The sequence below is a fragment of the Solimonas sp. SE-A11 genome, from assembly GCF_030345715.1.
Lineage (GTDB): Bacteria > Pseudomonadota > Gammaproteobacteria > Nevskiales > Nevskiaceae > Solimonas_A.
In genome coordinates this window covers 27,595-51,568 of the sequence record NZ_JAUASX010000025.1, presented here as the reverse complement: position 1 = coordinate 51,568, position 23,974 = coordinate 27,595, and the positions used below count along the sequence as shown (strand labels likewise).

Genomic DNA, 23,974 nt, shown 5'->3' with positions numbered 1-23,974 from the left:
GGCTTCCGTTTCTCGGGAACCCGCAGGCTAGCTCACTGCGCGGCGGCTTGCTCGGGCAGGTCTTCGAACAGGCCCAGCTGCGGCGAGAACAGGTAGGCCTTGTAGCTGTCCACCAGGCCCTTGTCGGGGCAGTCCCCGAGCCGGCCGTTGCAGAGCCGGCGCATGGCCGATTGCGCGCGGAAGAACTCGTCCGGCTCCAGGCCGGCACTGTCGGCGATCAAGGAGGGCAGCAGGGCGATGTCCAGCAGCGGCGGCGACTCCTGCAGCGTTGGTGCCATGGTGCTGCGCAGGCGGTACTGCGTGAGCAGTTCCGGCGAGGGCAGATTAGCGCGCAGCGGCGGGGAGTCTTCCTCGAAGTAGGCCTGGTGATCGCCGAAGTAGGCCCAGAGGGCCGGGCGCGGTCCCGCCGTCAGCTCGCGCTCCAGCGTGTGCAGCCCGCCATCCAGCACCTTGAGCTTGCCGACGTAGTCGGTGAGCTTGGCCGCCAGGCTCTTCTTGATGCCGCTGCGCTCCAGCCGGTACAGCGGCTTGGTGCGTCCCGAGTAGGGGGCATGCTCCTTGATCGACAGCAGGTACAGGAACAGCGGCCGGTCGGGATGCTCGCGCCGGTGCTCGCGCAGCAGCTTGGCCGCCGCCTCGCCCAGGCGGTCGCTGTCGGCAATGTCCCACTCGTCGCCCTTCACGTGGTCGTACTCGGGGAAGTCGCGCAGCGTCAGCACGCGGTTGAAGCCCAGGCCCTCGTAGGTCCGGGCTGCGCCGTAGAAGCTCTTCATGGTCGGCATGAGTACCAGGCTGTCGTAGCCGTTGGCCTCGAAGCGCTCCACCAGGTTGCGCTGCATCTGCGGCGCCACGCTGTTGAACACCGTGGTACGGCGTCCACCGAAATCCGCCGGCACCAGCGCGGTCAGCAGCGAGAACTCCGACAGCCAGGTCTTGCCGCCGAAGGTGTGCACGCGCAGCAGGCCTGCGGCGCGGTCGTGCGGGTTGTGCCGGAACATGCCCAGAGGCGGCAGGCGCGCGCCGTCGAGGCGGTAAAGCGCCGGGTCCAGCGTCGACTCGTGTAGCCAGACCACCACGTCCGGGCGCACGTCGCTGGGCGGCGGCAGGGGTGTCACCCCGGCGGCGGCGGCCTCGAAGGGCGTGGGATCGCCGGAGGGCAGGGGCTCGGCGAACTCGAAGACGCTGTAGGAGTACACCAGGCGCGACATGACGCCGCAGGTCTTGGTCAGGCCGCAGTCGGCATCGTCACGGAACACCTCCCAGAGGTGGTGGTGGCGGCTGCCCCAGGCCATGGCGCACCAGCCCGCCAACACCATCGCCGCGGCCAGCCGGGCCTTGCGACTCCAGCGCTGGTCGCGGCGCTGCCAGGCATACAGCGCCAGCACAGCCACCAGGGCGACGTAGCCCGCCAGCATCCACTGCAAGCGCGGGTAGCGCTGCACGATGCTCCAGTTGGCGCCCTCGGACAGGAAATAGAAGTCGATCAGCGCCAGGCGGTTGCCGAAGTAGCGCAGCTTCATCTCGCCCACGGCCCACAGCAGCAGCGCCAGGGCCGTGGCGGTCGCCAAGGCCACGGCCGGGCGCCCGGTCAGGGCCGCCAGCAGCAGGAAGGGCAGCAGGAACAGGCCGGCGTTGACCAGCGCACACAGCGGGTCATCGCTGAACTGCAGCGAAACCCACACCGCGTAGACGGCGGCAACAGCCTGCACAGCGGCGGGAGCCAGCGCGCCGAGGCGAGAAAGTACGGGGGACATCCGCCCATTTTAACCGGGCGACGAACCGACGGCTTTGTGGCATTGTCGGAACACGGAGACACCACGGCTTCAAGGCGCTACCAGGAGAGGGGAAACGCATGAAAGTAGGATTCATCGGTCTCGGTGCAATGGGCTGGCACATGGCGGCCAACCTGGCCGGCAAGGGCTTCCTCCAGGCGGTCTACACCCGCCAGCGGCAACAGGCCGAGGACTTCGCCGCGCAGTACCGCGTGCGCGCCGCCACCGCCGCGGTGCAGCTCTGGGACGACTGCGACGTGGTGGTCCTGTGCATCCCCGCCGACCGTGACGTCATGGAAACCGCCGAGGCCCTGGCGGTGCCGGCGGCCAAGGGCCGGCTGGTGATCGACTCTTCCACCGTGGCCCGCGAGACCGCGATCGACGCCGCCGAGCTCCTGGCCAAGGTCGGCGCCCGCTTCCTGGACGCGCCGATCACCGGTGGCACCGAGGGCGCGCGCCAGGCGAGGCTGACCTTCATGGTCGGCGGCCAGCCGGAAGACTACGTCGCAGCGCTGCCCCTGTTCGAGGCCATGGGCCAGCGGCACATCCATATTGGCCCGCATGGCAGTGGCCAGGCCACCAAGGCGGTTAACCAGGTGATGGCCGCGGGCGTCGCCCAGGCCGTGACCGAGGGCCTGGCCTTCGCCGCCGCGCTGCAGTTGCCGCTGCACCTGGTGGTGGACGCGGTGGGCAGCGGCGCGGCTGGCTCCTGGTTCGTGCAGAACCGCAGCCGCGGCATGATCGACGGCGAGTACCCGCCGGGCTTCAAGGTGGCGCTGCACCACAAGGACCTGATGATCTGCCAGCAGATGGCGGCTCAGCTGGGCGGTGACCTGCCCTGCGTCGACACCACGCTGGCGCAGTACCAGACGCTGATGGCGGAGGGTCATGGCGACGAGGACATCTCCTCGCTCTACCGCCTCAACAAGCGGCTGTTCCCGCAGCATTGAGGCGCGGGTCCGCACCGCCTTGCGGCGGTGCGGACCTACTGCAGCCGCTGGCGTCCTTCCATCGCGTCCAGCGCCTGATCCAGCGCGCTGCGCCCGATCTCCACGTGCAGCCGGCCGTGGCGCCACGCCGCGTCCGCGTCGCCGCGACGCACCGCCGCAGCAATCGCGCCAAGGTTGTCCAAGTCGCGGAACTCGGCCTGCAGCACCGGCGTCAGCGCGTCCCAGACCTGCGTATAGGTGCGGGTCATGGAATTGAAAGCCAGCCGGAAGGCGATGTTGCCGCCGTGCTCTACCAGCCTCTGCCAGAACGCCAAGGCATGGTCCTGCAGGGCCTTGAGGTTGCCGGCATCGCCGCGCATCCGCGCCAGCAGGGCGTCCAGCTCGTCGGCCAGCGCCGCGCCGCCCTTCACCGCGGTCGCCGCGATATCCGGCGCCAGCGCCGAGCGCATTGCCATGATCGAGCGCACCACCGCGGTGTCGAGCTGGCCCTGTCGGTTCACCAGAAGGCTGGGCAGCAGCTCCAGCCCGCCCTCGGCGCGGTAGTCCAGCACCACGCTGTTGCCGCCCTGGCGCACCGCCACCAGCCGCGCCTGCTGCAGGCGCTTGATCGCCTCACGCACGGCGCCGCGGTTCACGCCCAGGGCTTCGGAGAGCTCGCGCTCGGCCGGCAGGGGCTCGCCCGCCGGCAGTTCGCCGCGCAGGATCTTGTCGGCCAGCTGGCGGTAGACCGATTCCGACAGCGATTCCTTGCTGACCGCCGAGAACGCAGGCTTGCCCATGGGCTCAGGCCGCCTGCTGCAGCGTGCGCGGCGCGGGCGCCGGATGCTCGATGCCCAACGCCTCCGGCCGCGGCAGCCGCCGCGACAGCCAGCCCGGCAGGCGCGGTAGGCCCAGCACGTTGTTCTCGCGCGGGCCGCCCGCGGTGAACTCGCGCGTGCCCATCACGTAGTCGAACCAGGGGCGGGTCACGCACCAGTTGGCGCTGGGGTTGCGGCCCATGTGGTGATCGTAGTGCCAGGGGATGCGCTGCTGGCCCCAGGCCGGGTCGAGATGGGAGCGCTTGTGCACGCGGTAGTAGTTGGCCGCCGAGTACCACAGCGTGCCGACGAAGAACGGTGCCACCGGGAACAGCGGCGCCACCGCCACGCCGGCCCCGATCAGGGCCCAGGCTTCCTTGCCCTGGGCATGCGCGCCGAGGGCAAAGCGGTGGTAGTTGGGATCGTGGTAGCCGTTCTGGCGCACCAAGCGATGGTGCTCATGGAAATGGAAGGACCAGAAGGTGCCGCGCGTGCGGCCCCAGCCGTGCAGCACGTGCTTGTGCATGACCCACTCGACGGCGTTGGCCGTCACCAGTCCCAGGGGGATGCCGATCATCTCCAGGTCTCCTCTCATGCCTTAGTGGTCAACTTATCATACCAGTTGGGGAGGCAATCGAGAATTCCGATCAAGACATTGATATTGAAAAGATAATGGGTCTTGAGAGGGGGAATCAGGCCGCGACGGTGAAGCCGAAACGGTTCACGCCGCGCTCGCTGGTCGCCACCACCTGGCCGCCATGCATGGTCGCGATGGCGCGCACGATGGCCAGCCCCAGGCCGTGGTTGCTGCTGCTGCCGCTTCGGGCGCTGTCGAGGCGGTAGAAGCGGTCGAACAGCCGCGGCAGCTGCTCGTCCGGGATCGGTGTGCCGTGGTTGTGTACGGCAACCAGGATGCCGTCCCCCCGCGGGGCGATCTCGGCGACAATCTCGGCGCCGCGTTCGGAGTGTTGCACCGCATTGATCAGCAGGTTGGTCACGGCGCGTCCGAACAGGGACTTCTCCACCAGAGCCCGGGCATCGCCCTCCACGCGCACCTGCACGCCGGCGTCCTCCAGCAGCACCTCGAGATAGTCGACGGTGCGCCCGATCTCCTGCGCCAGCGAGACCTCGACGCGGTTGCTGGCACGCAGGCCCTGGTCGGCCCGCGCCAGGAACAGCATGTCATTGATGATGGCGCGCAGCCGCTCCAGCTCCTCGAGGTTAGACTGCAGCACTTCCTCCAGGTCTCCGGCACCGCGCTCCCGCGACAGCGCCACCTGGGTCTGGCCGATCAGGTTGGTCAGCGGCGTACGCAGCTCGTGCGCCACGTCGGCGTTGAAGCCTTCGAGCTGCTGGTAGGCCGACTCCAGGCGGTCCAGCGCGCCGTTGAAGGCGGTGGCCAGTTCCGACAATTCCGGCGGCAGCGTCGACTGGTGCAGGCGCTGCGCCAGCTTGCTGGGGCTCAGCGCGCGGGCCTCATCGGACAGCCGCTCCAGCGGGCGCAGGCCGAAGCGGGCGATCCAGTGCCCCAGCAGGGCCACCAGCAGCATTGCCGCCAGCGACACGCCGGCCAGCGCGATGGTGAACACGCGCAGCGTCTCGCGGTACGGTGTCTGGTCCAGTGCGGCGACCAGCCGCACGGCCGGTCGCTCGCCGGTGGCGCCGATGCTGCGGCTCAAGGTGCGGAAGGGCTTGCCGCTGCCATTCAGTTCCAGCTCGCCGTAGCCGTCGCCCTGGGCTGCGCCGAAGCCCTGCGTGGTTTCGCCGTAGCGGAAGCGCGGATCGTCGCCGACGATCCAGTAGCGCGCGCGGCCGTCGCCGGGGATCGCGGCGTCGAGCTTGGACTGCACCAGGTGCCAACGCGCCGGGTCGCCATTCTTCTGGATCAGCGGGGTGTACAGGTCCACGCGCGCCTTCAGCTCGGCACGCTGGCTGCGCAGCAGCTCGCGATCCAGGATGCCGTGCAGCACCACGCCCAGCAGCGTGAACACCAAAAAGCCGGTGGCGGCGAACATCAGGGCGAGGCGCCGCGAGATCGAGAGTTTCATCGCGCTTCCAGCACGTAGCCCATGCCGCGGATGGTATGCAGCAGCTTCTGCGGGAAGGGATCGTCCAGCTTGGCGCGCAGCCGCTTCACCGCGGCCTCTACCACGTTGGCATCGCTGTCGAAGTTCACGTCCCACACCAGCTCGGCGATCACCGTCTTGGACAGGATCTCGCCCTGGCGCCGCGCCAGCGCCGCCAGCAGGGCGAATTCCTTGGCGGTCAGCTCCAGTCGCTGGCCGTCGCGCCAGGCCTTGCGCGCGAACAGGTCGATCTCCAGGTCGCCGACGCGCAGCTGCGCCACGGGCGTGTTGCGCCCACGCCGCGTCAGGGCCTGCAGCCGCGCGACCAGCTCCAGGAAGGAGAAGGGCTTGACCAGGTAGTCGTCGGCGCCGGCCTGCAGGCCCAGCACGCGGTCGTCGATACGGTCGCGCGCGGTCAGCATGATCACCGGCGTCTGCTTGCGCTGCCGCAGCTCGCGCAGCACCGCCAGGCCGTCGAGGCCGGGCAGCATCACGTCGAGCACGATCACGTCGTAGTCGAACTCCAGCGCCAGGTGGCGGCCGTCGATCCCGTTCTGGGCGACGTCCACCGCATAGCCCTGCTCCACCAGCCCGCGATGCAGGTAGGCGGAGGTCTTCGGCTCGTCCTCGACGATCAGGAGCTTCATGGCGTCAGCTTAGCCGTTCCGATTCGGACCCGGCGCGTGGTGGTACTACGCCCATGGTGCGGTAGAGGTCCACCAAGCGCAGAGCCACCTCGGCCCGCGCGCCGGACCAGTCGCGCTCGGCCTCGTAGAGGCTGCGCTCGGCATCCAGCACCTCGAACAGCGACAGCGCGCCCTGCTGGTACTGGCGCCGCGCCAGGTCCGCGGCGCGGCGCGAGGCGCCGGCGGCATCGGCCAGGGCCTGCTCGCGCAACTGCCCCTGGGTATAGCGCACCAGCGCGGTCTGCGCCTCCTGTAGCGCGGTGCGCACGGCCAACTCGTAGCCGAGGTAGGCCTGCTCCTCGCGCGCATCCGCCGCGTCGATGGCGGCACGGATGCGGCCGAAGTCGAACAGCGGCGCCAGCAGGCCAGCGCTGACCGACCAGGTGCGCGAACCGTCCAGCACCTCGCTGACATCGGCGCTCTCCAGGCCCAGCAGCGCCACCAGATCCAGCTGCGGATAGCGCAGGGCCTGCGTCGCGGCGCGCGTGGCGCCGGCCGCGGCGAGGCGGCGCTCGGCGGCACGCACGTCGGGGCGCTGGGCCAGCACCTGCGTCGGCGTGCCGAACACGGTCTGCGCATCCGCCGTGGGCAGCGCGGCCGCGTCGGCCGGCTGCTCCAGCAGCGGCGCCAGCGTCTCCGGCGTTTCCGCGGTGAGCAGCGCCAGGCGGTGGAAGGCGGCGGCGGCCAGTTCCTCGGCCTGGGGCAGGGCGGCGCGGACATTGGCCAACTGGACCTGCGCGCGCTCCACATCCAGGCGGCTGCCCATGCCCAGGCGGAAGCGCGCCTCGGTGATGCGCAGCGTGCGCGCTTGCGCTTCCTCGGTCTTCAGTGCCAGCGATTGCTGCACGCGGTAGAGCCGGTATTCCAGGTAGCTGCCCGCGACCTCGGCCAGCAGGGTCAGGCGCACCGCGTCGCGGTCCGCCTCGCTGGCTTCCAGCTCGGCGATGCGGGCGCGGCGCTCGCTCTGCAGGCGGCCGAAGAGATCGGCCTCCCAGCTGGCGGACGCAGCGATGCGGCCGGACTCACGAACGCCGGCGCCCTGCAGCGAGCGGCCGCGCGAGACATCGGCGCTGGCGTCAATCTGCGGCAGCAACTCGGCTCCGGCGGCGGCGCGCAGGGCGCGCGCCTCACGCACGCCGGCCTCGGCCGCACGCAGGTCGAGGTTGCGTGCCTCGGCGCGTGCGATCAGTCCGTCCAATGCCGGATCGCGGAACAGTGTCCACCAGGCGATGGCCGGATCGGCGCTGCCGGCGCCGGGCTCCACATCCATCCAGTGGGTCTGCAACTCGTTGGCCGGCAACTCGCGCGAAGGCGTGGCCGCGCAGGCGCTGAGCAGCAAGCCGGCCAGCAAGGGGATCGCACGTTTCATCGGGCGGCCTCCGCGGCATCCAGTGCCCGCTGTTCATGTGCCTTGCGGTGGAACAGGCGGTCCAGCGTCAGGTAGATCACCGGCGTGGAGAACAGCGTCAGCGCCTGGCTCAGCAGCAGGCCGCCTACCACCGCGAAGCCCAGCGGCTGCCGCAGCTCGGAGCCGGTGCCGAAGCCCAGGGTCAGCGGGATGGCGCCGAGCAGCGCGGCCAGGGTGGTCATCATGATCGGGCGGAATCGCACCAGGCAGGCCTGGCGGATCGCCTCCGCCGGCGGCAGGCCCTGCGTGCGCTGCACTTCCAGCGCAAAGTCCACCATCAGGATGCCGTTCTTCTTGACGATGCCGATCAGCAGCACGATGCCGATCATCGCCATAATCGAGAAATCGAAGCCGAAGCCCCAGAGCATCAGGATCGCGCCGATGCCGGCCGAGGGTAGCGTCGACAGGATCGTCAGCGGATGCACGAAGCTCTCGTACAGCACGCCGAGGATGATGTAGACCGCCAGCAGCGCCGTCAGGATCAGGATCGGCTGCGAGGCCAGCGATTCCTGGAAGGCCTGCGCATTGCCGCGGAAGGAGCCGCTGATCTCCGCCGGCATGCCGATCTGCCGCTGGATGCCCTCGACCTCGCGCACCACATCACCCAGCGCATGGCCCTTGGTGATGTTGAAGGACAGGCTCACCGACGGGAACATGCCGTCATGCGTGATCGTCAGCGGGCCCGCCGCCAGCGGCTCGGGCCTGGCCAGCGCGCTCAGCGGCACCATCTCGCCGGTCAGCGGCGAGCGCAGGCGGAAGTAGTCCAGGCTGTCGGCGCGGCCGCGCTGCGCCGGGTCGATCTCCAGGATCACCTTGTACTGGTTGGTCTCGGTCTGGTACTCGCTGATCTGTCGCTGGCCGAAGGCATCGTACAGCGCCTGGTCGATGTCCTCGGTGGAGATGCCGAAGCGCGCCGCCGCGGTGCGGTCGATGTTCAGCTTCAGCACCGAGGCGCCAAGCTGCTGGTCGTTGGAGACGTCCTTCAGCATCGGCAGCGCGCGCAACTCGTCGGTCAGCCGCGCCGCCCACTCGGCCAGTTCACCGCTGTTGGGCCCCTTGAGCACGTAGAGGTACTGCGCGCGGCCGCCGCCTGCGCCCAGGTTGATGTCCTGCGCGGTGCGCAGGAACAGCTGGATGCCGGTGATCTGCGCCACCTGCGGTCGCATGCGGTCGATGAACTCCTCGGCCGAGACGTCGCGGTCCGCGCGGTCCTTCAGAACGATGAAGAAGCGGCCCGCCGACAGCGACTGGCTGCCGAGGCTGGCGCCGACGGTCTGCGCCATGCCCATGACCGCCGGATCGGCGCGCACGATCGCTTCGACCTGGCGATGCTTCTCCATCATCTCGGCATAGGAGATGTCTTCGGCCGCCTGGGTGGTGCCGAACACGAAGGCCGTATCCTGCAGCGGGAAGAAACCCTTGGGGATGGAGATATAGGCCAGCACCGCCGCGCTGAGGGTCAGCGCGAACAGCGCCAGCATGGTCTTGGTGTGCCCCAGTGCCCAGACCAGGCCGCGGTCGTAGGCGGCGACGAAGCGCTTGGAGAAGCTGCTCTCCGTGGCGTGGTGCTTCATCGGTCGCATGAAGCGCGAGGCCATCATCGGCGCCAGCGTCAGCGAGGCCACCACCGAGATCAGGATCGCCGCGGTCATGGTCAGGGAGAATTCCCGGAACAGGCGGCCCACCACGCCGCCCATGAACAGCAGCGGGATGAAGGCCGCGATCAGCGAGAAGCTGATCGACACCACGGTGAAGCCGATCTCGGCCGCGCCTCGTCGCGCGGCCTCGAGCATCGACTCGCCGTTCTCCAGGTGCCGGTGGATGTTCTCGATGACGACGATGGCATCGTCCACGATGAACCCCACCGCCACGATCAGGGCGACCAGTGTCAGATTGTTCAACGAGAAGCCCAGTGCATACATCGCCGCCGCGGTGGCGATCAGCGAAACGCTCAGCACCGCCGCCACGATGGCGGTGGCCGAGAGCTGCCGCAGGAACAGGCCCATCACCAGCACCACCAGGGCAATGGTGACGGCCAGCGTGATCTCCACCTCGTGCAGCGAGGAGCGGATCACGCGAGTGCGGTCGTTGAGGATCTCCAGCTCCGCGCCCTCGGGCAGCAGGCCGCGCAGGCGCGGCAGCTCCTCGATGATGCGGTCGGCGGTGGCGATCAGGTTGGCGCCGGGCTGGCGTCGGATGATCAGCGCGATGCCGGGCTCGCCGTTGAGCCAGGCCTGCACGTATTCGTTCTCCGCGCCGAAGCTGACCTTGGCCACATCACGCAGGAACACCGGCGTGCCGTTGCGGTAGGTCAGCACCAGGTTGTCGTATTCGCGTGGCTCGAAGATCTGGTCGTTGGTGGCCAGCGTGGATACGCGCCGGTCGCCGTAGACCGCGCCCTTGGCCTGGTTGACGCTGGCGGACTGCACCACGGTGCGCACGTCGGCCAGGGTCAGGCCGAAGGCCGCCAGCCGTTCTGGCGAGGCCTGCACGCGCAGGGCCGGCTTGCGCTGGCCGTTGATGTCCACCTCCGCCACGCCCTCGATCTGCGTGATCTGCCGAGCGACCAGCGTCTCGCCGATGTCGGACAGTTCGGTCAGCGTCATCTGCGGCGACTGCAGCCGCAGTACGTGGATCGGCGTGTCGTTGGGGTTGACCTTGCGCCAGGTCGGCAGGTTGGGCAGCTCCGACGGCAGGCGGCCCGCCGCGGCGTTGATCGCGGCCTGCACCTCCTGCGCGGCAGTGTCGATGTCCTTGGACAGCACGAACTGCAGCGTGATGCTGGTGCTGCCGAGCGCGCTGCTGGAGGTCATCTCGGTGATGCCCGGCACGGCGCTGAGTTCGACCTCCAGCGGCGTGGCCACGGCCGAGGCCATGGTCTCCGGGCTGGCGCCCGGCAGGCGCGCGCTGACGCGGATCGTCGGCAGGTCGGTTTCCGGCAGCGAGGCTACCGGCAGCTGCGGAAAGGCGATGATGCCCAGCAGCAGCACGCCGAGCGTGATCAGCGTGGTGGCCACCGGGTGGTCGATGAACCAGCCGGACAGTCCGCTGCGCGCCAGCGTGGCCTGCGCGCGGCTCGGGGTGTCCGGCGTGTTCATGCGCCGCCTCCGGTCTTGGCGGCGGCGTCGCGCACGGCGGTGCCGGGCTTCAGGCGCGAGTGCCCGTCGACCACGATACGGTCGCCGGCGCCGAGGCCCTTGGTGATGATGGCGATCTCGTCATCCTGGTAGCCCACCTCCAGCGGCACCAGTTCAGCCTTGTCGTCGCGCACGCGGAAGGCGAACGGCCCCTTTAGCCCCTGCCGCACCGCCTGGGTCGGCACCACCAGTGCCGCCGGCTGGGCGCCGATGCGCAGGCGCATGGCGACGAACTGGCCCGGCCACAGCTTGCCGTCCTGGTTGGCGAACTCCGCGCGCAGCCGCACCATGCCGCTGGCTGGGTCCACCTGGTTGTCCACCGTGGCCAGCCGGCCCTGCGCCAGCGCGGTGCCGTTGTCGCGGTCGTAGGCGGTGACTTCCGCCGCTTCGCCCTTCAGCAGCGGATGCAGCCGCGAGAGCTGCTCCTGCGGCAGGCTGAAGATCACCGAGATCGGGTCGAGCTGCGTCACCGTCACCAAGCCCTCGGTATCGCCGGTGCGCACCAGGTTGCCCGGATCGACCCGGCGCAGGCCCACGCGGCCGCCGACCGGCGCGGTGATGCGCGTATAGGAGAGCTGCACCTGCGCGGTGGCCACCGCCGCCTCGCTGGCCTTCACCGCGGCACGCAGCCGTTCGGTGGTGGCGGTCTGCTGCTCCACTGTCTGCTGCGATACCGCTTCTTCTTCCAGCAGCGCCCGGTAGCGCGCCAGGTCCTGCTCCCCGGCCACCAGCTGTGCGCGGTTGCTGGCCAGGTCGGCTTCCGCCCGCAGCAGGGCCGCGGCGTATTCGCGGTCGTCGATGCGCGCCAGCAGTTCGCCGCGACGCACGTCCTGTCCTTCGCGGAAGCGCACCTCGGCCAGCACGCCTTCCACCTGCGGCCGCAGCGTCACCGCGTGCAGCGACTCGACGCTGCCGATGCCCCGCACCCACTGCGGCACGTCGCGCTGCTCCACCGTGGCCAGCCCCACCGGCACCGGCGGCGGCGCCGAGGGTGCGGCGGGGGGCTTCGGCCATAGCCACCAGGCCAGCAGGGCGAGCAGCGCCAGCGCGGCGACGAGGATCGGGAGACGGGAGCGTAGGGCACCGGGCATGGGGAGTTCCGTGGAAGGCGCTTCGGGTAGTTGCGGGCACCTTAGGGGTGCAGCCGGGACCGCCGGATGACTCCTGGCTGACAGCCCTGTCAGGAAGCACGCCCTCACGGCAGGGCGGGGCGGCCAAGCAATTGATTTTGCAGGTGTAGGAAAACTCCGCTTTCGGGCCGTCTCCCACGATCCGAGTAGGTCGGCGCAAAAGCCGGGCTGCTAGGATCGCCGCCAATCCGACTCCTCAACCGGCGTTCAAGCCTATGAAGCGTTCCCTCGTCGTGGTCCTGGTGCTGGCCCTGCTGCTGGTGGGCCTGCCCGCCGCCTATGTCGCCGCCAACTGGGCGCCGGACCGGCCAGTGGCCGAACTGCGTGCCCGCTGGGCCAAGCCGCCCTCGTCCTTCATCCAGATCGGCGGTATGGACGTGCATGTGCGCGACGAGGGCCCGATCAACGACCGCGTGCCGGTGATCCTGCTGCATGGCACCTCCGCCTCGCTGCACACCTGGGACGGCTGGGCCGAGGTTCTCAAGAACCAGCGCCGCGTGATCCGCGTGGACCTGCCGGGCTTCGGCCTGACCGGCCCGGCACCGGACGGCGACTACAGCATCGCCGCCTACATGCGCTTCATGGAGAAGCTGTTCGAGCACTACGGCGCGGAGGGCTACATCGTCGCCGGCAACTCCTTCGGCGGTCGCCTGGCCTGGGAATCGGCGCTGGCACTGCCGTCCTACGTGCAGAAGATCGTGCTGGTGGACGCCTCCGGCTATCCGCTGCCGGCGGACTCGGTGCCGCTGGGCTTCCGCATCGCCCAGACGCCCTGGCTGGCACCGCTGATGGACCGCACCCTGCCGCGCAGCGTGATCGCCTCCAGCGTCCGCAACGTCTACGGCGACCCGTCCAAGGTCACCGACGAGCTGGTCGACCGCTATTACGAGTTGGCGCTGCGCGAGGGCAACCGCAAGGCGCTGCGCGAGCGCTTCGCGCAGAACGGCGGCGACACCTCCAGCCGCATCCGCGTGCTGCGACTGCCCACGCTGATCCTCTGGGGCGGCCAGGACCGCCTGATCCCGCCGGCCAGCGCCACGCGCTTCCATCGCGAGATCGCCGGCAGCCAGTTGGTGATGTTCGACGACCTGGGCCACGTGCCGCAGGAAGAAGACCCTAAGCGCACGGTGGAGCCGGTGCTGGGTTTCCTCGGCCCGGCGCTGCCGGCCGTGACGCCGACGATCCGCGAGGCCTCGCTAGATCAGGATGGCGAAGCCGCGCCGGCGGAAGGCGCCGCGGCCGAAACGGCGCCCGCGGAGGCCCCTGTCGCCGAGGCAGCCCCGGCGCCCTGAATCTCGCCGCTGCCGCAAACGAAAAGAGCCCGCGATGCGGGCTCTATTTCGTTGCAGGCCAGGGTTACTAGCGCGCCGCCCGGGCCCTGGCGATCGCCGCGCGCACCTGCGCCGGTGCCGTGGCGCCGTAGTGGTTGCGGGCGTTGAGCGAGCCCTCCAGCGTGATGCGCTCGTAGACGTCGTTCTCCACCAGCGGCGAAAACTGGCGCAGTTCCTCCAGCGACAGGTCCGACAGGTCGCAGCCCTTCTGCGCGGCGTGGCCCACGGCGCTGCCCACGGCGTGGTGCGCGTCGCGGAACGGCAGGCCCTTCTTCACCAGGTAGTCGGCCAGGTCCGTGGCGGTGGAGAAGCCCTTGGCGGCGGCGGCGCGGCAGTTGTCGCGCTTCACCGCGATGTGCGGCACCATCTCGGCGTAGACCTGCAGGCAGATCGAGACCGTATCCACGGTATCGAACAGCGGCGGCTTGTCTTCCTGGTTGTCGCGGTTGTAGGCCAGCGGCTGCCCCTTCATCAGCACCAGCAGCGCCTGCAGGTTGCCGATCACGCGGCCGGTCTTGCCGCGCACCAACTCCGGCACGTCCGGGTTCTTCTTCTGCGGCATGATGCTGCTGCCGGTGCAGAAGCGGTCGGGCAGGTCCACGAAGCCGAACATCGGCGTGGACCACAGGATCAGCTCCTCGCTCCAGCGCGACAGGTGCACCAGGATCAGGCTGGCGGCGGCGCAGAATTCAATGGCGAAGTCGCGGTCGCTGACCGTGTCCAGCGAGTTCTCGGTGACGCCGTCGAAGCCCAGCAGCTCCGCCGTGTAGTGGCGGTCGATCGGGTAGACCGTGCCGGCCAGCGCCGCCGAGCCCAGCGGCAGCAGGTTCATGCGCTTGCGGCAGTCCAGCAGGCGCGTCCGGTCGCGCAGGATCTGCTCGCGCCAGGCCAGCATGTGGTGCCCGAAGGTCACCGGCTGGGCGATCTGCAGGTGGGTGAAGCCCGGCATCACCGTGTCGGCCTCGCGCTCGGCCAGGTCCAGCAGGGCGCCTTCCAGGCGGCCGATCAGCTCCACCAGGTCGTCGATCACGTCGCGCACGTACAGGCGCAGGTCGGTGGCGACCTGGTCGTTGCGCGAGCGGCCGGTGTGCAGGCGCTTGCCGGCGTCGCCGATATCCTCGGTCAGTCGTGCCTCGATGTTCATGTGCACGTCTTCGAGCTTTTCGCTCCACTCGAAGTGGCCGGACTCGATCCGCTCAAGGATCGTGTCCAGGCCGGCGACGATGCGCTGGGCGTCCTCGGCGCTGAGCACGCCGACCTTGGCCAGCATGCGGGCATGGGCCTGGGAGCCGCGGATATCCTGGCGGTACAGGCGCGAATCGAAGCTGACCGACTCGGAGAATTTCTCGACCAGTGCGGAGGTGGACTCGGCGAAACGTCCGCCCCAGAGTTTTGCGTTGCCGGAGGACATGCTGTGGCTCGGTAAAAAGTGCGCGATTATAGGCGCGTGGCCGTTGCCCGTCCTGACGGGATTGTTACTAATAAATAACAGAAGACAATAAAGTCATATAGAAAATCACGTGGAACGCATCACGCCCCAGCAATCCATGCAGCTCACCAGCATGATCCCCAACTTCTGCCAGGGATCATCGGTGCTGGCGTTGGCGTTCACCATGGAGCTGGTGGCCATCGTGCTGACCCTGGGCCGCGGCAACGGCGGGGAGGAGGCGCTGGAAACCTTCACCATGCTGTCCCTGTACCTGCAGTGGATCGCCCTGTGCTCGGCGGCCGTGCTGTGCTGGTCGCGGCGCTGGTTCCCGATGGCACGCCCGGGCGTGGTGTTTTTCTACTGCTGGGGCCTGCTGGTGGTGGTGGTCATGGCGGTGTCGGCCATCGCGCACCAGATCTTCACCGAGGTGCTGCGCTGGGACGGCCTGATGGCCCATGAGCCCCGGGTCTATTTCGTGTTGCGCCACGTCGCCATCGCCGCCATCGTGGCCATGCTGCTGCTGCGCTACTTCTGGGTGCGCCACCAGTGGCGCCTGCAGGTCAAGGCCGAGGGCGAATCGCGCTACCAGGCGCTGAATGCGCGCATCCGCCCGCATTTCCTGTTCAACAGCCTCAACAGCCTCGCGGCGCTGATCCACGTGCAGCCCGACGACGCCGAGTCCATGGTGGTGGACCTGTCGGACCTGTTCCGTGCCAGCCTGGAGAAGCGCGGCCAGATGGGCCCGCTGGCCGACGAGATCGGCCTGTGCCACGCCTACCTGCGCATCGAGAAGCTGCGTCTGGGCGAGAAGCTGGAGATCGACTGGGACATCCCCGACCGCCTGCTGGAGTGGCCGGTGCCGATGCTGGTGGTGCAGCCCCTGGTGGAGAATGCCGTGCATCACGGCATCTCCCGGATGGCCGGGCGCGGCGAGGTGCGCATCGCCGGCCGCGAGATCTTCGGGCGGCTCGTGATCGAGGTCACCAATCCCATCCCGCAGGGCGAGTCGCTGACCTCGCAAGGCAACCGCATTGCGGTGGACAATATTGCCCAGCGCCTCAACCTGATTTACGGTGACAGCGCGCGGCTGGAACTGGGCCGCGATCTGCGGCTGGAGGGCGGCGTGTTCAGGGCCCGCCTGGTATTGCCGCGAGAACCGAAGAAAGAGCCGGAAGGAGACTGAAGCATGCGCGTCGTGATCGTCGATGATGAGCCGCTGGCCCGAGAGCGCCTGAAGCGACTGTTGTCGGAATTCCCCGGCTATGAAGTGGTGGGCGAGGCCGGCGACGGCGAAAGTGCGCTCGACGTGATCGACGACGAGGAGCCGGACCTGGTCCTGCTCGATATCCGCATGGGTGGCATGGACGGCATCCAGGTGGCGCGCCAGCTCGCCGAGCTGGAGGTACCGCCGGCGGTGATCTTTACCACCGCCTACTCGGAGCACGCGCTGTCGGCCTTCGACGCCGCCGCCCAGGCCTACCTGCTCAAGCCGATCCGGGTCGACAAGCTCAAGGAAGCGCTGATGCGCGTGCGCAAGCCCACCCGCGCCCACAAGCCGGCGCCGGTCGCCGCGCCGGTGCCGGGCGGCAAGCCCAAGCGCGAGTTCGTGCTGGCCACCAACCGCGACGGCCTGGTGCGCGTGCCGGCTGAGGACATCATCTATTTCCTGGCGGACCAGAAGTACACCACGGTCAAGCACCTGCACGGCGAGGTCCTGATCGAGGAATCGCTCAAGACCCTGGAGCAGGATTTCGCCCCCTGGTTCATCCGCATCCACCGCAAGGCCCTGGTGGCCACACGTTTCATCGCGGGGCTGGAGCGTGATCGCCACGGCGACCAGCACCACTGGTTGCGCATGAAGCACGCCAGCGACCCGCTGCCGGTGTCGCGTCGCCGGCTGGCGGAAGTGCGCAGGTTCCTGACGGAAGCCTGAGTGCTTTGGAGATGGATTCGAACGAAAAGGCCGGAGCGATCCGGCCTTTTCTCGTTGTGTTTGCTGAACCGTTCAGCCCGAGTGCCGCGTAGCGGTGTATCGAGGGACGCCCCACTCTTACTCCCTCTCCCGGCAAGCGGGGAGAGGGTTGGCGAGGGCATGGATGCCCGAGGTAGGGCAACGCAGGAGCGGTTGCCGAGACGGGGAGCGCCCAAGGAACGGCCCCTGTCGGGAGAGAAAAGCGGATAATCCCCTCCAACTCCCCCAGAATTCCGTCCCGTCATGCTGCTCCGCATCGCCACCCGCGAATCCCCGCTCGCCCTCTGGCAGGCCGAGCACGTCAAGGCAAGGCTCGAGGAGGTCCATGCGGGCCTCGCGGTCGAGCTCGTCCCCATGACCACGGCCGGCGACCAGATGCTGTCCAGTCCGCTGGCCAACATCGGCGGCAAGGGCCTGTTCGTGAAGGAGCTGGAGCAGGCCATGCTGGAGGGGCGAGCGGACATCGCGGTGCACTCCATGAAGGACGTGCCGGTGAAGCAGCCGGAAGGCCTCTGCCTCAGCGCCTTCCTGGCTGGCGAAGACCCCTCGGACGCCTTCGTCTCCAACACCCATGCTTCGCTCGACGCGCTGCCGCAGGGCGCGGTGGTGGGCACCTCCAGCCTGCGTCGGCAGGCGCAGCTGCGCTCGCTGCGGCCGGACCTGGTGATCCGGGACCTGCGCGGCAACGTCGGCACGCGTCTGCGCAAGCTGGACGAAGGACAGTTCGAGGCGATCATGCTGGCCAGCGCGGGCCTGATCCGCCTGGGGCTGGCGGAGCGCATCCGCGAGCGCATGTCGGCGGACCGCTTCCTGCCGGCCATCGGCCAGGGCATCGTCGGCATCGAGTGCCGCGAGCACGACGAGCGCACGCGGCGGCTGCTGATGCCGCTGCACGATGCGCGCAGCTATACGCGCTTGATGGCAGAGCGCGCGATGAACGCCAGGCTTGGCGGCGCCTGCCAGGTGCCGGTGGCAGGACATGCCGAGGTGCTGGGCTCGGAGGTCCGCCTGCGCGGGCTGGTCGGCGCCCCCGACGGCAGCCGCGTGATCCGCGACGAGCTGCGCGGCACCCAGGCGCGCGCCGAGGCACTGGGCGAGGAGCTGGCCCAGCGCCTGCTCGACCAGGGCGCCGGCGACATCCTGCGGCAACTGGGAATCCCGGTGTGACCCTGGCGCCGCTGGCGGGGCTGGGCGTGATGGTGACGCGCCCCGCGGAGCAGGCCGAGCCGCTGTGCCGCCTGCTGCAGGCGCAGGGGGCCGAGGTGCGGCGCCTGCCGCTGCTGGCGATCGAGCCGGCGCGCGCGGCCCCGGCGCTGCTCCAGCTTTTCAATGAAGCACGCGACGCGCAGGCCTGGATCTTCACCAGCCGCAACGCCGTGCGCTGCGCGCGGCGCCTGGACGCCGGGCGTTGGCCGACGCGTCTCTACGCGGTGGGCGCCGCCACCGCCGCGGCCCTGGAGGAACTGGGCCTGACGGCGACGATTCCGGCGGGCCTGTACTCCGGCGAGAGCCTGCTAAGCCATCCGTCCCTGCTGCAGCCCACGGGCCAGCGCTTCCTGCTGGTGACCGGGGCCGAGGGTCTGGGTACCATCGCGGCGGGCCTGCGCGAGCGCGGAGCGACGGTGGGGGTGGCCGAGGTCTACCGGCGCCAGTCGGTGGCCCATGCGCCGGCACAGGTGGTTGAGGCCCTGCGTGCATCGGCCGCGATCCTGCTCACTAGCGGCGAGGCGCTGCGCCAGTTGCTGGCGCTGACGCCGGAGCCCGCGATGGAGCTGTTGCTGCGGCGCAAGCTGGTCCTGCCGTCGGCGCGTGTGGTAGAACAGGCCCTCGAGTCCGGGTTCGAGTCGCCGCTTGTCCCCGAACAGGTTTCCGATGCTGCCTACCTGCGCTGTCTGGAGCGCTGGTGGGCCGATCAACGACCATGACGACCACACCGACGCCGACCGACCCCGCGGAACCGACGCCCACGCCGTCCGCCCCTCCTGTCCCCGCCGCTCCGCGCCGCCGTCGCGGCCTGGCCCTGCTGTTGCTGCTGATCGTGGTGTCTGCGGTGGCCGCCGCCGCCTTCTGGGTCTGGCAACAGCAGCAGAGCCTGGTGAAGGACAACTCGCGGCACGAGGAACTGATCGGGCGCCTGTCGCGCAACCTGGCCCTGCTGGAGACGCAGGCCAAGGCCATGGACACGCGCCAGGCCGACCTGGCGGCGGTCCTGCAGCGCAACAGCGCCGAGATCGCCGATTTCAGCCGCCGCATCGACGAGCACGATCAGGTCGTCGGCAACCTCAACGAGCAAGTCGCGGGCGGGCGCAACCGCTTCGTGATGGCCTCCATCGAGAACCTGCTGCTGCTGGCCAACGACCGGCTGCAGATCGCACGCGACCCGGCCTCCGCCCTGGTGGCCCTGCAGGAGGCGGACCAGCGCATCGCCGGCCTGCGCGATCCGCGCCTGTTCAACGTGCGGCAGGCCATCGCCGAGGAGCGCACCGCGCTGCAGGCGGTGCCGCAACCGGACTACGCCGGCGCGGCGCTGTCGCTGTCGAGCCTGGCGGCCCGTGCGGAGCAGTTGCCGCTGCGCGCTCGTGCACCGGACCACTATGAATCCGCCGTGCGCGGCCCGGCCGCCGCCGTGGCCGACAGCACGCGCTGGGAGCGCTTCAAGGCATCGGTCACGCAGGCCCTGCGCGGCATGTTCACGCTGCGCCGCAACCAGGGGCCGGAAGCGCGCCTGCTGGCGCCGCAGGACGAGGCGCTGGTGCACCACGTGCTGATGCTGCGCCTGGAAGCGGCCCGTGCCGCGCTGCTGCGTGGCGACACGGTGTCCTTCCGCGATGCCGGCGCCGGCGCGGCCGCCTGGCTGCACCAGTACTTCCGCGAGGAAGACCCGGCGGTGCGCGGCGCTCTGGCCGACCTGGACCGCCTGCAGCAGCTTCAGCTGTCGCCCCCGCTGCCCGAGATCACGCGCAGCCTGGCGCTTCTGCGCGCCCACATGGACGTCCCCGCAAGATGATCCGCTGGCTGCTGCTGGCCGTGCTGGCGCTGGCCCTGGGCAGCGTCGCGGCCTACCTGCTGCGCGCCGACACCGGCTACGTGATGATCACCCACGGCCGCTGGCTGCTCGAGACCTCGCTGTTCGGCTTCGTCGGCGCGGTGTTCGTGATCATCTGCGGCCTGTACTACGGCTACCAGCTGCTGGTGGCCGGCGCCGGCCTGCCCTGGCGCGTGCGCCGGGCCATGGAGCGCCGCCGCGCAGACCTGGCGCGCGATTCCTTCGAGGCCGGGATGCTGCGCCTGATGGAAGGCCACTGGCGCCAGGCGGAGATCGAGATGGTGCGCCGGGCTGCGGATCACCGCGCGGCCCACCTCAACTACCTGGCCGCGGCCAAGGCGGCGCAGCAGCTCGGCGCGTCCGACCGTCGCGAGCATTACTTGCGCCTGGCGGCCCAGGGCGATCCGGAGGCGCGCTTTGCCTCGCTGCTGACGCGTGCGGAGCTGCAGCGGGCCCGGGGCGACTACGCCGAGGCGCGCGACAGCGCACTGGAGCTGCGCGAGCAAGACCCGCGGCATCCGTATCCGCTGGAGCTACTGGCCGAATGCCATCTCGCGCTTGGCGATTGGGAGTCGCTGGGCACGGTACTGCAGCAGCCCGAGACCACGGCGTCGCTGTCGCCCCTGCGCCTGCGCGAGCTGGCATCCGAAACCCTGCACCATCGCCTGCGCGCGGCGGTGCAGGCCGCCAACCTCGACCAGCTCAAGACGCTGTGGGAACAGGCCGGCCGCGACCTGCGCGAAGACCCCGCGCTGCTGCGCGAATACGCGCGGGGCCTGGCGCGGCTCAATGCAGCCGCCGAGGCGCTGTCCGTCATCGCCGCCGCCCTGGGGCGCGCCTGGGATGCGGAGCTGATGCGGCTTTACGGCAGCCTGGAGGCCGCCGATCCCCTGGGCCAGTTGGCCACGATCGAGCAGTGGCTGGGACGCTACGGCGAATATCCCGAGGCGCAGCTCGCCGCCGGGCAGGTCTGCCTGCGCAACAAGCTCTGGGGCAAGGCGCGCAGCTATCTTGAAGCGGCGGTACGGCAGCAACCGACGCCGATTGCTTACCTGGAACTGGCCCGCGTCTGCGAGGCCACGCAGCAGCGCGCCGAGGCCGAGAAGTACACCCGCATGGGCCTGGAGCTGGCAGCATCGCTTTAGGGCCTGTTGACGCCGTGAACATCGCAGCGATGTTGATGGCGTCAACAGGCCCTGGTCTGCTTTCAAGGCGCGGGATTCTGCGTCGGCCAGGTTTCGAAGGCGTAATCGAAGGAATCGTAGAACAGGTGGTCGGGATCGAGCCCGGCCGCCGTGAAGGCGTCCTTGCCGCTGCGCACCATCACCGGTGGCCCCGACATGTAGACCTCGTGGGCGTCCAGCCGCGGATAGGCGCGCAGCAGGGCCTCGTGCACGAAACCGCGCTCGCCTGGCCAGCCCGCGTCAGGGTCGGACAGCACCGGCGTGTATTGGAACAGCGGCTGCTCCTCCGCCCAGCGCCGGGCCAGCGCGTCGAGATAGAGATCCTCGCGGCAGCGCACGCCCCAGAACAGGTGAGCGGGGCGCTTCAGTCCGCGCGCGAGCTGGTCCTCCAGCATCGCCTTGATCGGCGCGAAGCCCGTGCCGCCGGCCATCAGCAGCATCGGCCGGTCTGAGTCCTCGCGCAGGTAGAACGCGCCCAGCGGCCCCTCGATGCGCAGGATCGCGCGGTCCGGCATCTGGTCGCGCACCCACTGCGCGAAGCGTCCGCCGGGCGCGATGCGCAGGTGCAGTTCCAGGGTCTCGCCATTCGGCGCACTGGCAATGGAGAAGCTGCGGCGCTTGCCGTCCTCCAGCAGGAAATCCAGGTACTGGCCGGGCACGTAGTCGAAGCTTTCGCCGCGCGGCAGCTTCAGCGTCAGGCCGATGACGTCGTGCGACAGCGGTGTACGGGCTTGCGCGCGCACCGGCAACTGGCGCGGGCGCAGCCGCTCTAGGCGCGCCGGCTGGTGCAGGTCCAGCACCAGGTCGCTGCGCGCCTCGGCCAGGCACATCAGGATATAACCCGCATCCAGTTCCGCCTGCGACAGCGCCGGCGGCGGCACCCGGTGCTGGACCTCGCCCTGCAGCAGGCGCACGCGGCAGGAGCCGCAGCCGCCGGACTTGCAGCCGAAGGGCAGGGTCAGGTGCTGGCGCAGGCCTGCCTCCAGCACCGGCTCATCCGCACCGGCGGCGAAGGAGTTGTCGCGTCCGGCCAGATAGACTTGGTGCATGAAGACTCTCGAAGAAATCCTGCCGCGCCGGGCGGCCATCATCGGTTGTGGCGACATCGGCCAGCGCGTGGCGCGGCGCCTGCGGGCGATGGGCCGCGAGGTTACGGCAATCGTTCGCTCGCTTCCAGCCGCTCATGCCTTGCGCGCACAGGGCCTGGAGACCGTGCAGGCCGATCTCGACGCCGAGGCTCCGGTCTTGGACACACCCCTGCTGTTCTGGTTCGCGCCGCCGCCTGCGGCCGGCGCGCAGGACACGCGGCTGCGGCGCTGGCTGGCATCGCGCCCCTCGACGCGGCGCATCGTCTACATCTCCACCTCCGGGGTCTATGGCGACTGCGGCGGCCGCTGGATCGACGAGGACGCGCCGCTGCAGCCGGTCAGTGCCCGGGCGCAGCGGCGGCTGGATGCCGAGACAGCCCTGGGCGAACATGCCGCGAGCCAGCGCAGCGAGGTGGTGATCCTGCGCGTGCCCGGCATCTACGGGCCCGGCCGCCTGCCGCGCGAACGCCTGGCGCAGGGCTTGCCGGTGGTGCGGCACGCGGAGTCGCCGTACACCAACCGCATCCACGCCGATGATCTGGCCGAGGCGGCCCTGCATGCCGCGGCCTGGGGCCGGCCCGGTGCCGCCTACAACGTCGCCGACGGCAACCCCACCACGATGTGCGACTACTTCACGCGCTGCGCCGCACTGCTGGACCTGCCGCCGCCGCCGCAGGTGTCGATGGAAGAAGCGCGCCAGGTGTTCACCCCGGCAATGTGGTCCTTCATGGAAGAGTCCAAGCGGCTCAAGACGGGGCGCATGCTCGAGGAGCTGCGTTTTTCTCCCCGCTACCCCGATCTAGCCTCGGGGCTCGCCTCCTGTTTGTGATTAATTATTAAATATTTTATTTTTGGTAAAAATAAAATCACAACATCATTCGATGTCAAGGTTAAAATCCGCGCAGCGTTCGGGCTGAACGCGTTTCCCATCAAACAGAAGGAAGAAACCATGAGCATGATGAGCGAGTTCCGCCAGTTTGCGATGCGCGGCAACGTCGTCGACCTGGCCGTCGGTGTCGTCATCGGCGCCGCATTCGGCAAGATCGTGTCCTCGCTGGTGGCCGACATCATCATGCCTCCGCTGGGCTTGGCGCTGGCGGGCATCGATTTCAGCAAGCTCGGTTGGGTGCTCAAGGACGCGGTCGGCGACACGCCGGCGGTGGTGCTGGCCTACGGTAAGTTCATCCAGGTCTGCTTCGACTTCGCCATCATCGCCTTCGTCATCTTCATGCTGGTGAAGGGCATCAATCGCCTGCGCCACCAGGAAGCCGCCAAGCCGGCCGAGCCGCCCGCACCGACGGCCCAGGAAAAGCTGCTGATGGAAATCCGCGACCTGCTGAAGAAGTAGGCGGGCCTGATCACACCCCGGCCCCGTTCTGCAGGGGGCCAGGGTGTCAAGCATGGCGGGCATCGGCATGGCGCTTTGCCTGATGGCGCCGGCCGTCCACCGGCTCGGCGCTTCCTTTGGTCCCCACACGACAAAACCCCTACAGGCACGCAGTGTCTCTTGCGCTAAGGTAGCGGCCATCGGGCTGGAGCCAGGACGGCGGCACGGTTTTCTGGAGGAGCGGGTGAGCGTTGACGAGGACGTGATCGAGACGGCGGTGCTGCAGATCTTCGCGGATCGGCAGGTGCCGGTCGGCGGGCAGTTGCCGCTGGAGACCCTGCGTGCCGACTGGCCGCAGACACAGCTGCGGCGGGGCGACCTGACGCAGGCGGTCCGCGGGCTGGTGTTCGACGGCGAACTCGAGCTCGACGAAGAGTCCGAGGGCCCGGTCCTGATCCTGACCCCGCGCGGCCATGAGCGACTGCGCAGCGGGCGCCGGGCGGAAGCCCCGCGCGGCATGCTGGCGGCCCTGCTGTCGCCCAGGAAGCCTGCCCCGGCGGCCAGCAGCCTGCGGCGCAGCGAGGCTCCGGCGCCGGAAGGTGACTACGGCCGGCGCAAGACCGATCTTTTCTAGCGTGAGCCGACGCGCTG

21 protein-coding genes are annotated in these 23,974 nt (G+C 69.5%); 11 read left to right on the top strand and 10 right to left on the bottom strand.

Going from position 1 to position 23,974, the window contains the following annotated elements:
- Positions 1–32 precede the first annotated feature (32 nt).
- The gene (locus QT386_RS20995; protein WP_289275707.1) at positions 33–1,754 is read right to left on the bottom strand and encodes a sulfatase-like hydrolase/transferase; all 1,722 of its coding nucleotides are present in this window, start codon (positions 1,752–1,754) and stop codon (positions 33–35) included.
- 98 nt (positions 1,755–1,852) lie between these two features.
- Between QT386_RS20995 and QT386_RS20990 the strand changes: the two genes are divergently transcribed.
- The gene (locus QT386_RS20990; RefSeq protein ID WP_289275706.1) at positions 1,853–2,722 is read left to right on the top strand and encodes an NAD(P)-dependent oxidoreductase; all 870 of its coding nucleotides are present in this window, start codon (positions 1,853–1,855) and stop codon (positions 2,720–2,722) included.
- A gap of 35 nt (positions 2,723–2,757) precedes the next feature.
- On the opposite strand, the gene QT386_RS20985 is transcribed toward QT386_RS20990, so the two are convergent.
- The 7 genes from QT386_RS20985 to QT386_RS20955 all read right to left on the bottom strand — a co-directional run bounded on the left by QT386_RS20985 (position 2,758) and on the right by QT386_RS20955 (position 11,907).
- Entirely contained in the window at positions 2,758–3,501 is a 744-nt protein-coding gene (locus QT386_RS20985) for a FadR/GntR family transcriptional regulator (protein WP_289275705.1), read from the bottom strand.
- Positions 3,502–3,505: 4 nt separating this feature from the next.
- Complete coding sequence (locus tag QT386_RS20980; protein ID WP_289275704.1) at positions 3,506–4,096, bottom strand: hypothetical protein; 591 nt, start codon at positions 4,094–4,096, stop codon at positions 3,506–3,508.
- A 115-nt stretch (positions 4,097–4,211) separates the two neighbouring features.
- Positions 4,212–5,567 carry a heavy metal sensor histidine kinase gene (locus QT386_RS20975; RefSeq protein ID WP_289275703.1) on the bottom strand — a complete coding sequence of 452 codons (1,356 nt, stop codon included), beginning with the start codon at positions 5,565–5,567 and terminating at the stop codon, positions 4,212–4,214.
- Complete coding sequence (locus QT386_RS20970) at positions 5,564–6,232, bottom strand: heavy metal response regulator transcription factor (RefSeq protein ID WP_289275702.1); 669 nt, start codon at positions 6,230–6,232, stop codon at positions 5,564–5,566. Before QT386_RS20970 ends, QT386_RS20975 begins: the two co-directional genes overlap by 4 nt.
- A 4-nt stretch (positions 6,233–6,236) precedes the next feature.
- Positions 6,237–7,640 (bottom strand): efflux transporter outer membrane subunit, encoded by a 1,404-nt coding sequence (locus QT386_RS20965; RefSeq protein WP_289275701.1) that lies wholly within the window; start codon positions 7,638–7,640, stop codon positions 6,237–6,239.
- On the bottom strand, positions 7,637–10,777 hold the full coding sequence (locus QT386_RS20960) for a multidrug efflux RND transporter permease subunit (RefSeq protein WP_289275700.1): 3,141 nt from the start codon (positions 10,775–10,777) through the stop codon (positions 7,637–7,639). Before QT386_RS20960 ends, QT386_RS20965 begins: the two co-directional genes overlap by 4 nt.
- Positions 10,774–11,907 (bottom strand): efflux RND transporter periplasmic adaptor subunit, encoded by a 1,134-nt coding sequence (locus QT386_RS20955; RefSeq protein WP_289275699.1) that lies wholly within the window; start codon positions 11,905–11,907, stop codon positions 10,774–10,776. The genes QT386_RS20960 and QT386_RS20955 overlap by 4 nt, the downstream gene beginning before the upstream one ends.
- A gap of 254 nt (positions 11,908–12,161) precedes the next feature.
- Between QT386_RS20955 and QT386_RS20950 the strand changes: the two genes are divergently transcribed.
- Positions 12,162–13,238, top strand: coding sequence for an alpha/beta fold hydrolase (locus QT386_RS20950; protein WP_289275698.1), 1,077 nt, complete (start codon positions 12,162–12,164; stop codon positions 13,236–13,238).
- A gap of 67 nt (positions 13,239–13,305) precedes the next feature.
- On the opposite strand, the gene argH is transcribed toward QT386_RS20950, so the two are convergent.
- Positions 13,306–14,688, bottom strand: a complete 1,383-nt coding sequence (argH, locus tag QT386_RS20945) for an argininosuccinate lyase (RefSeq protein ID WP_289275697.1) — start codon at positions 14,686–14,688, stop codon at positions 13,306–13,308.
- A 109-nt stretch (positions 14,689–14,797) separates the two neighbouring features.
- Between argH and QT386_RS20940 the strand changes: the two genes are divergently transcribed.
- From QT386_RS20940 to QT386_RS20915, 6 genes are all read left to right on the top strand, one after another.
- The gene (locus QT386_RS20940) at positions 14,798–15,889 is read left to right on the top strand and encodes a histidine kinase (protein WP_289275696.1); all 1,092 of its coding nucleotides are present in this window, start codon (positions 14,798–14,800) and stop codon (positions 15,887–15,889) included.
- A 3-nt stretch (positions 15,890–15,892) separates the two neighbouring features.
- Entirely contained in the window at positions 15,893–16,639 is a 747-nt protein-coding gene (locus QT386_RS20935) for a LytTR family DNA-binding domain-containing protein (protein WP_289275695.1), read from the top strand.
- Positions 16,640–16,921: 282 nt separating this feature from the next.
- Positions 16,922–17,845 (top strand): hydroxymethylbilane synthase, encoded by a 924-nt coding sequence (gene hemC / locus QT386_RS20930; RefSeq protein WP_289275694.1) that lies wholly within the window; start codon positions 16,922–16,924, stop codon positions 17,843–17,845.
- Positions 17,842–18,603: a uroporphyrinogen-III synthase gene (locus QT386_RS20925; RefSeq protein WP_289275693.1), complete on the top strand. Its 762-nt coding sequence runs from the start codon at positions 17,842–17,844 to the stop codon at positions 18,601–18,603. Before hemC ends, QT386_RS20925 begins: the two co-directional genes overlap by 4 nt.
- Positions 18,600–19,685: a uroporphyrinogen-III C-methyltransferase gene (locus tag QT386_RS20920; RefSeq protein WP_289275692.1), complete on the top strand. Its 1,086-nt coding sequence runs from the start codon at positions 18,600–18,602 to the stop codon at positions 19,683–19,685. Before QT386_RS20925 ends, QT386_RS20920 begins: the two co-directional genes overlap by 4 nt.
- Positions 19,682–20,869 carry a heme biosynthesis HemY N-terminal domain-containing protein gene (locus QT386_RS20915; RefSeq protein ID WP_289275691.1) on the top strand — a complete coding sequence of 396 codons (1,188 nt, stop codon included), beginning with the start codon at positions 19,682–19,684 and terminating at the stop codon, positions 20,867–20,869. The genes QT386_RS20920 and QT386_RS20915 overlap by 4 nt, the downstream gene beginning before the upstream one ends.
- Before the next feature lie 62 nt (positions 20,870–20,931).
- On the opposite strand, the gene QT386_RS20910 is transcribed toward QT386_RS20915, so the two are convergent.
- Entirely contained in the window at positions 20,932–21,957 is a 1,026-nt protein-coding gene (locus tag QT386_RS20910) for a 2Fe-2S iron-sulfur cluster-binding protein (RefSeq protein ID WP_289275690.1), read from the bottom strand.
- Between QT386_RS20910 and QT386_RS20905 the strand changes: the two genes are divergently transcribed.
- The 3 genes from QT386_RS20905 to QT386_RS20895 all read left to right on the top strand — a co-directional run bounded on the left by QT386_RS20905 (position 21,956) and on the right by QT386_RS20895 (position 23,957).
- Positions 21,956–22,825 carry an SDR family oxidoreductase gene (locus tag QT386_RS20905; protein WP_289275689.1) on the top strand — a complete coding sequence of 290 codons (870 nt, stop codon included), beginning with the start codon at positions 21,956–21,958 and terminating at the stop codon, positions 22,823–22,825. The genes QT386_RS20910 and QT386_RS20905 overlap by 2 nt on opposite strands.
- A gap of 120 nt (positions 22,826–22,945) precedes the next feature.
- Entirely contained in the window at positions 22,946–23,344 is a 399-nt protein-coding gene (mscL, locus tag QT386_RS20900; protein ID WP_289275688.1) for a large-conductance mechanosensitive channel protein MscL, read from the top strand.
- 223 nt (positions 23,345–23,567) lie between these two features.
- Positions 23,568–23,957, top strand: coding sequence for a hypothetical protein (locus tag QT386_RS20895; RefSeq protein ID WP_289275687.1), 390 nt, complete (start codon positions 23,568–23,570; stop codon positions 23,955–23,957).
- Positions 23,958–23,974 lie beyond the last annotated feature (17 nt).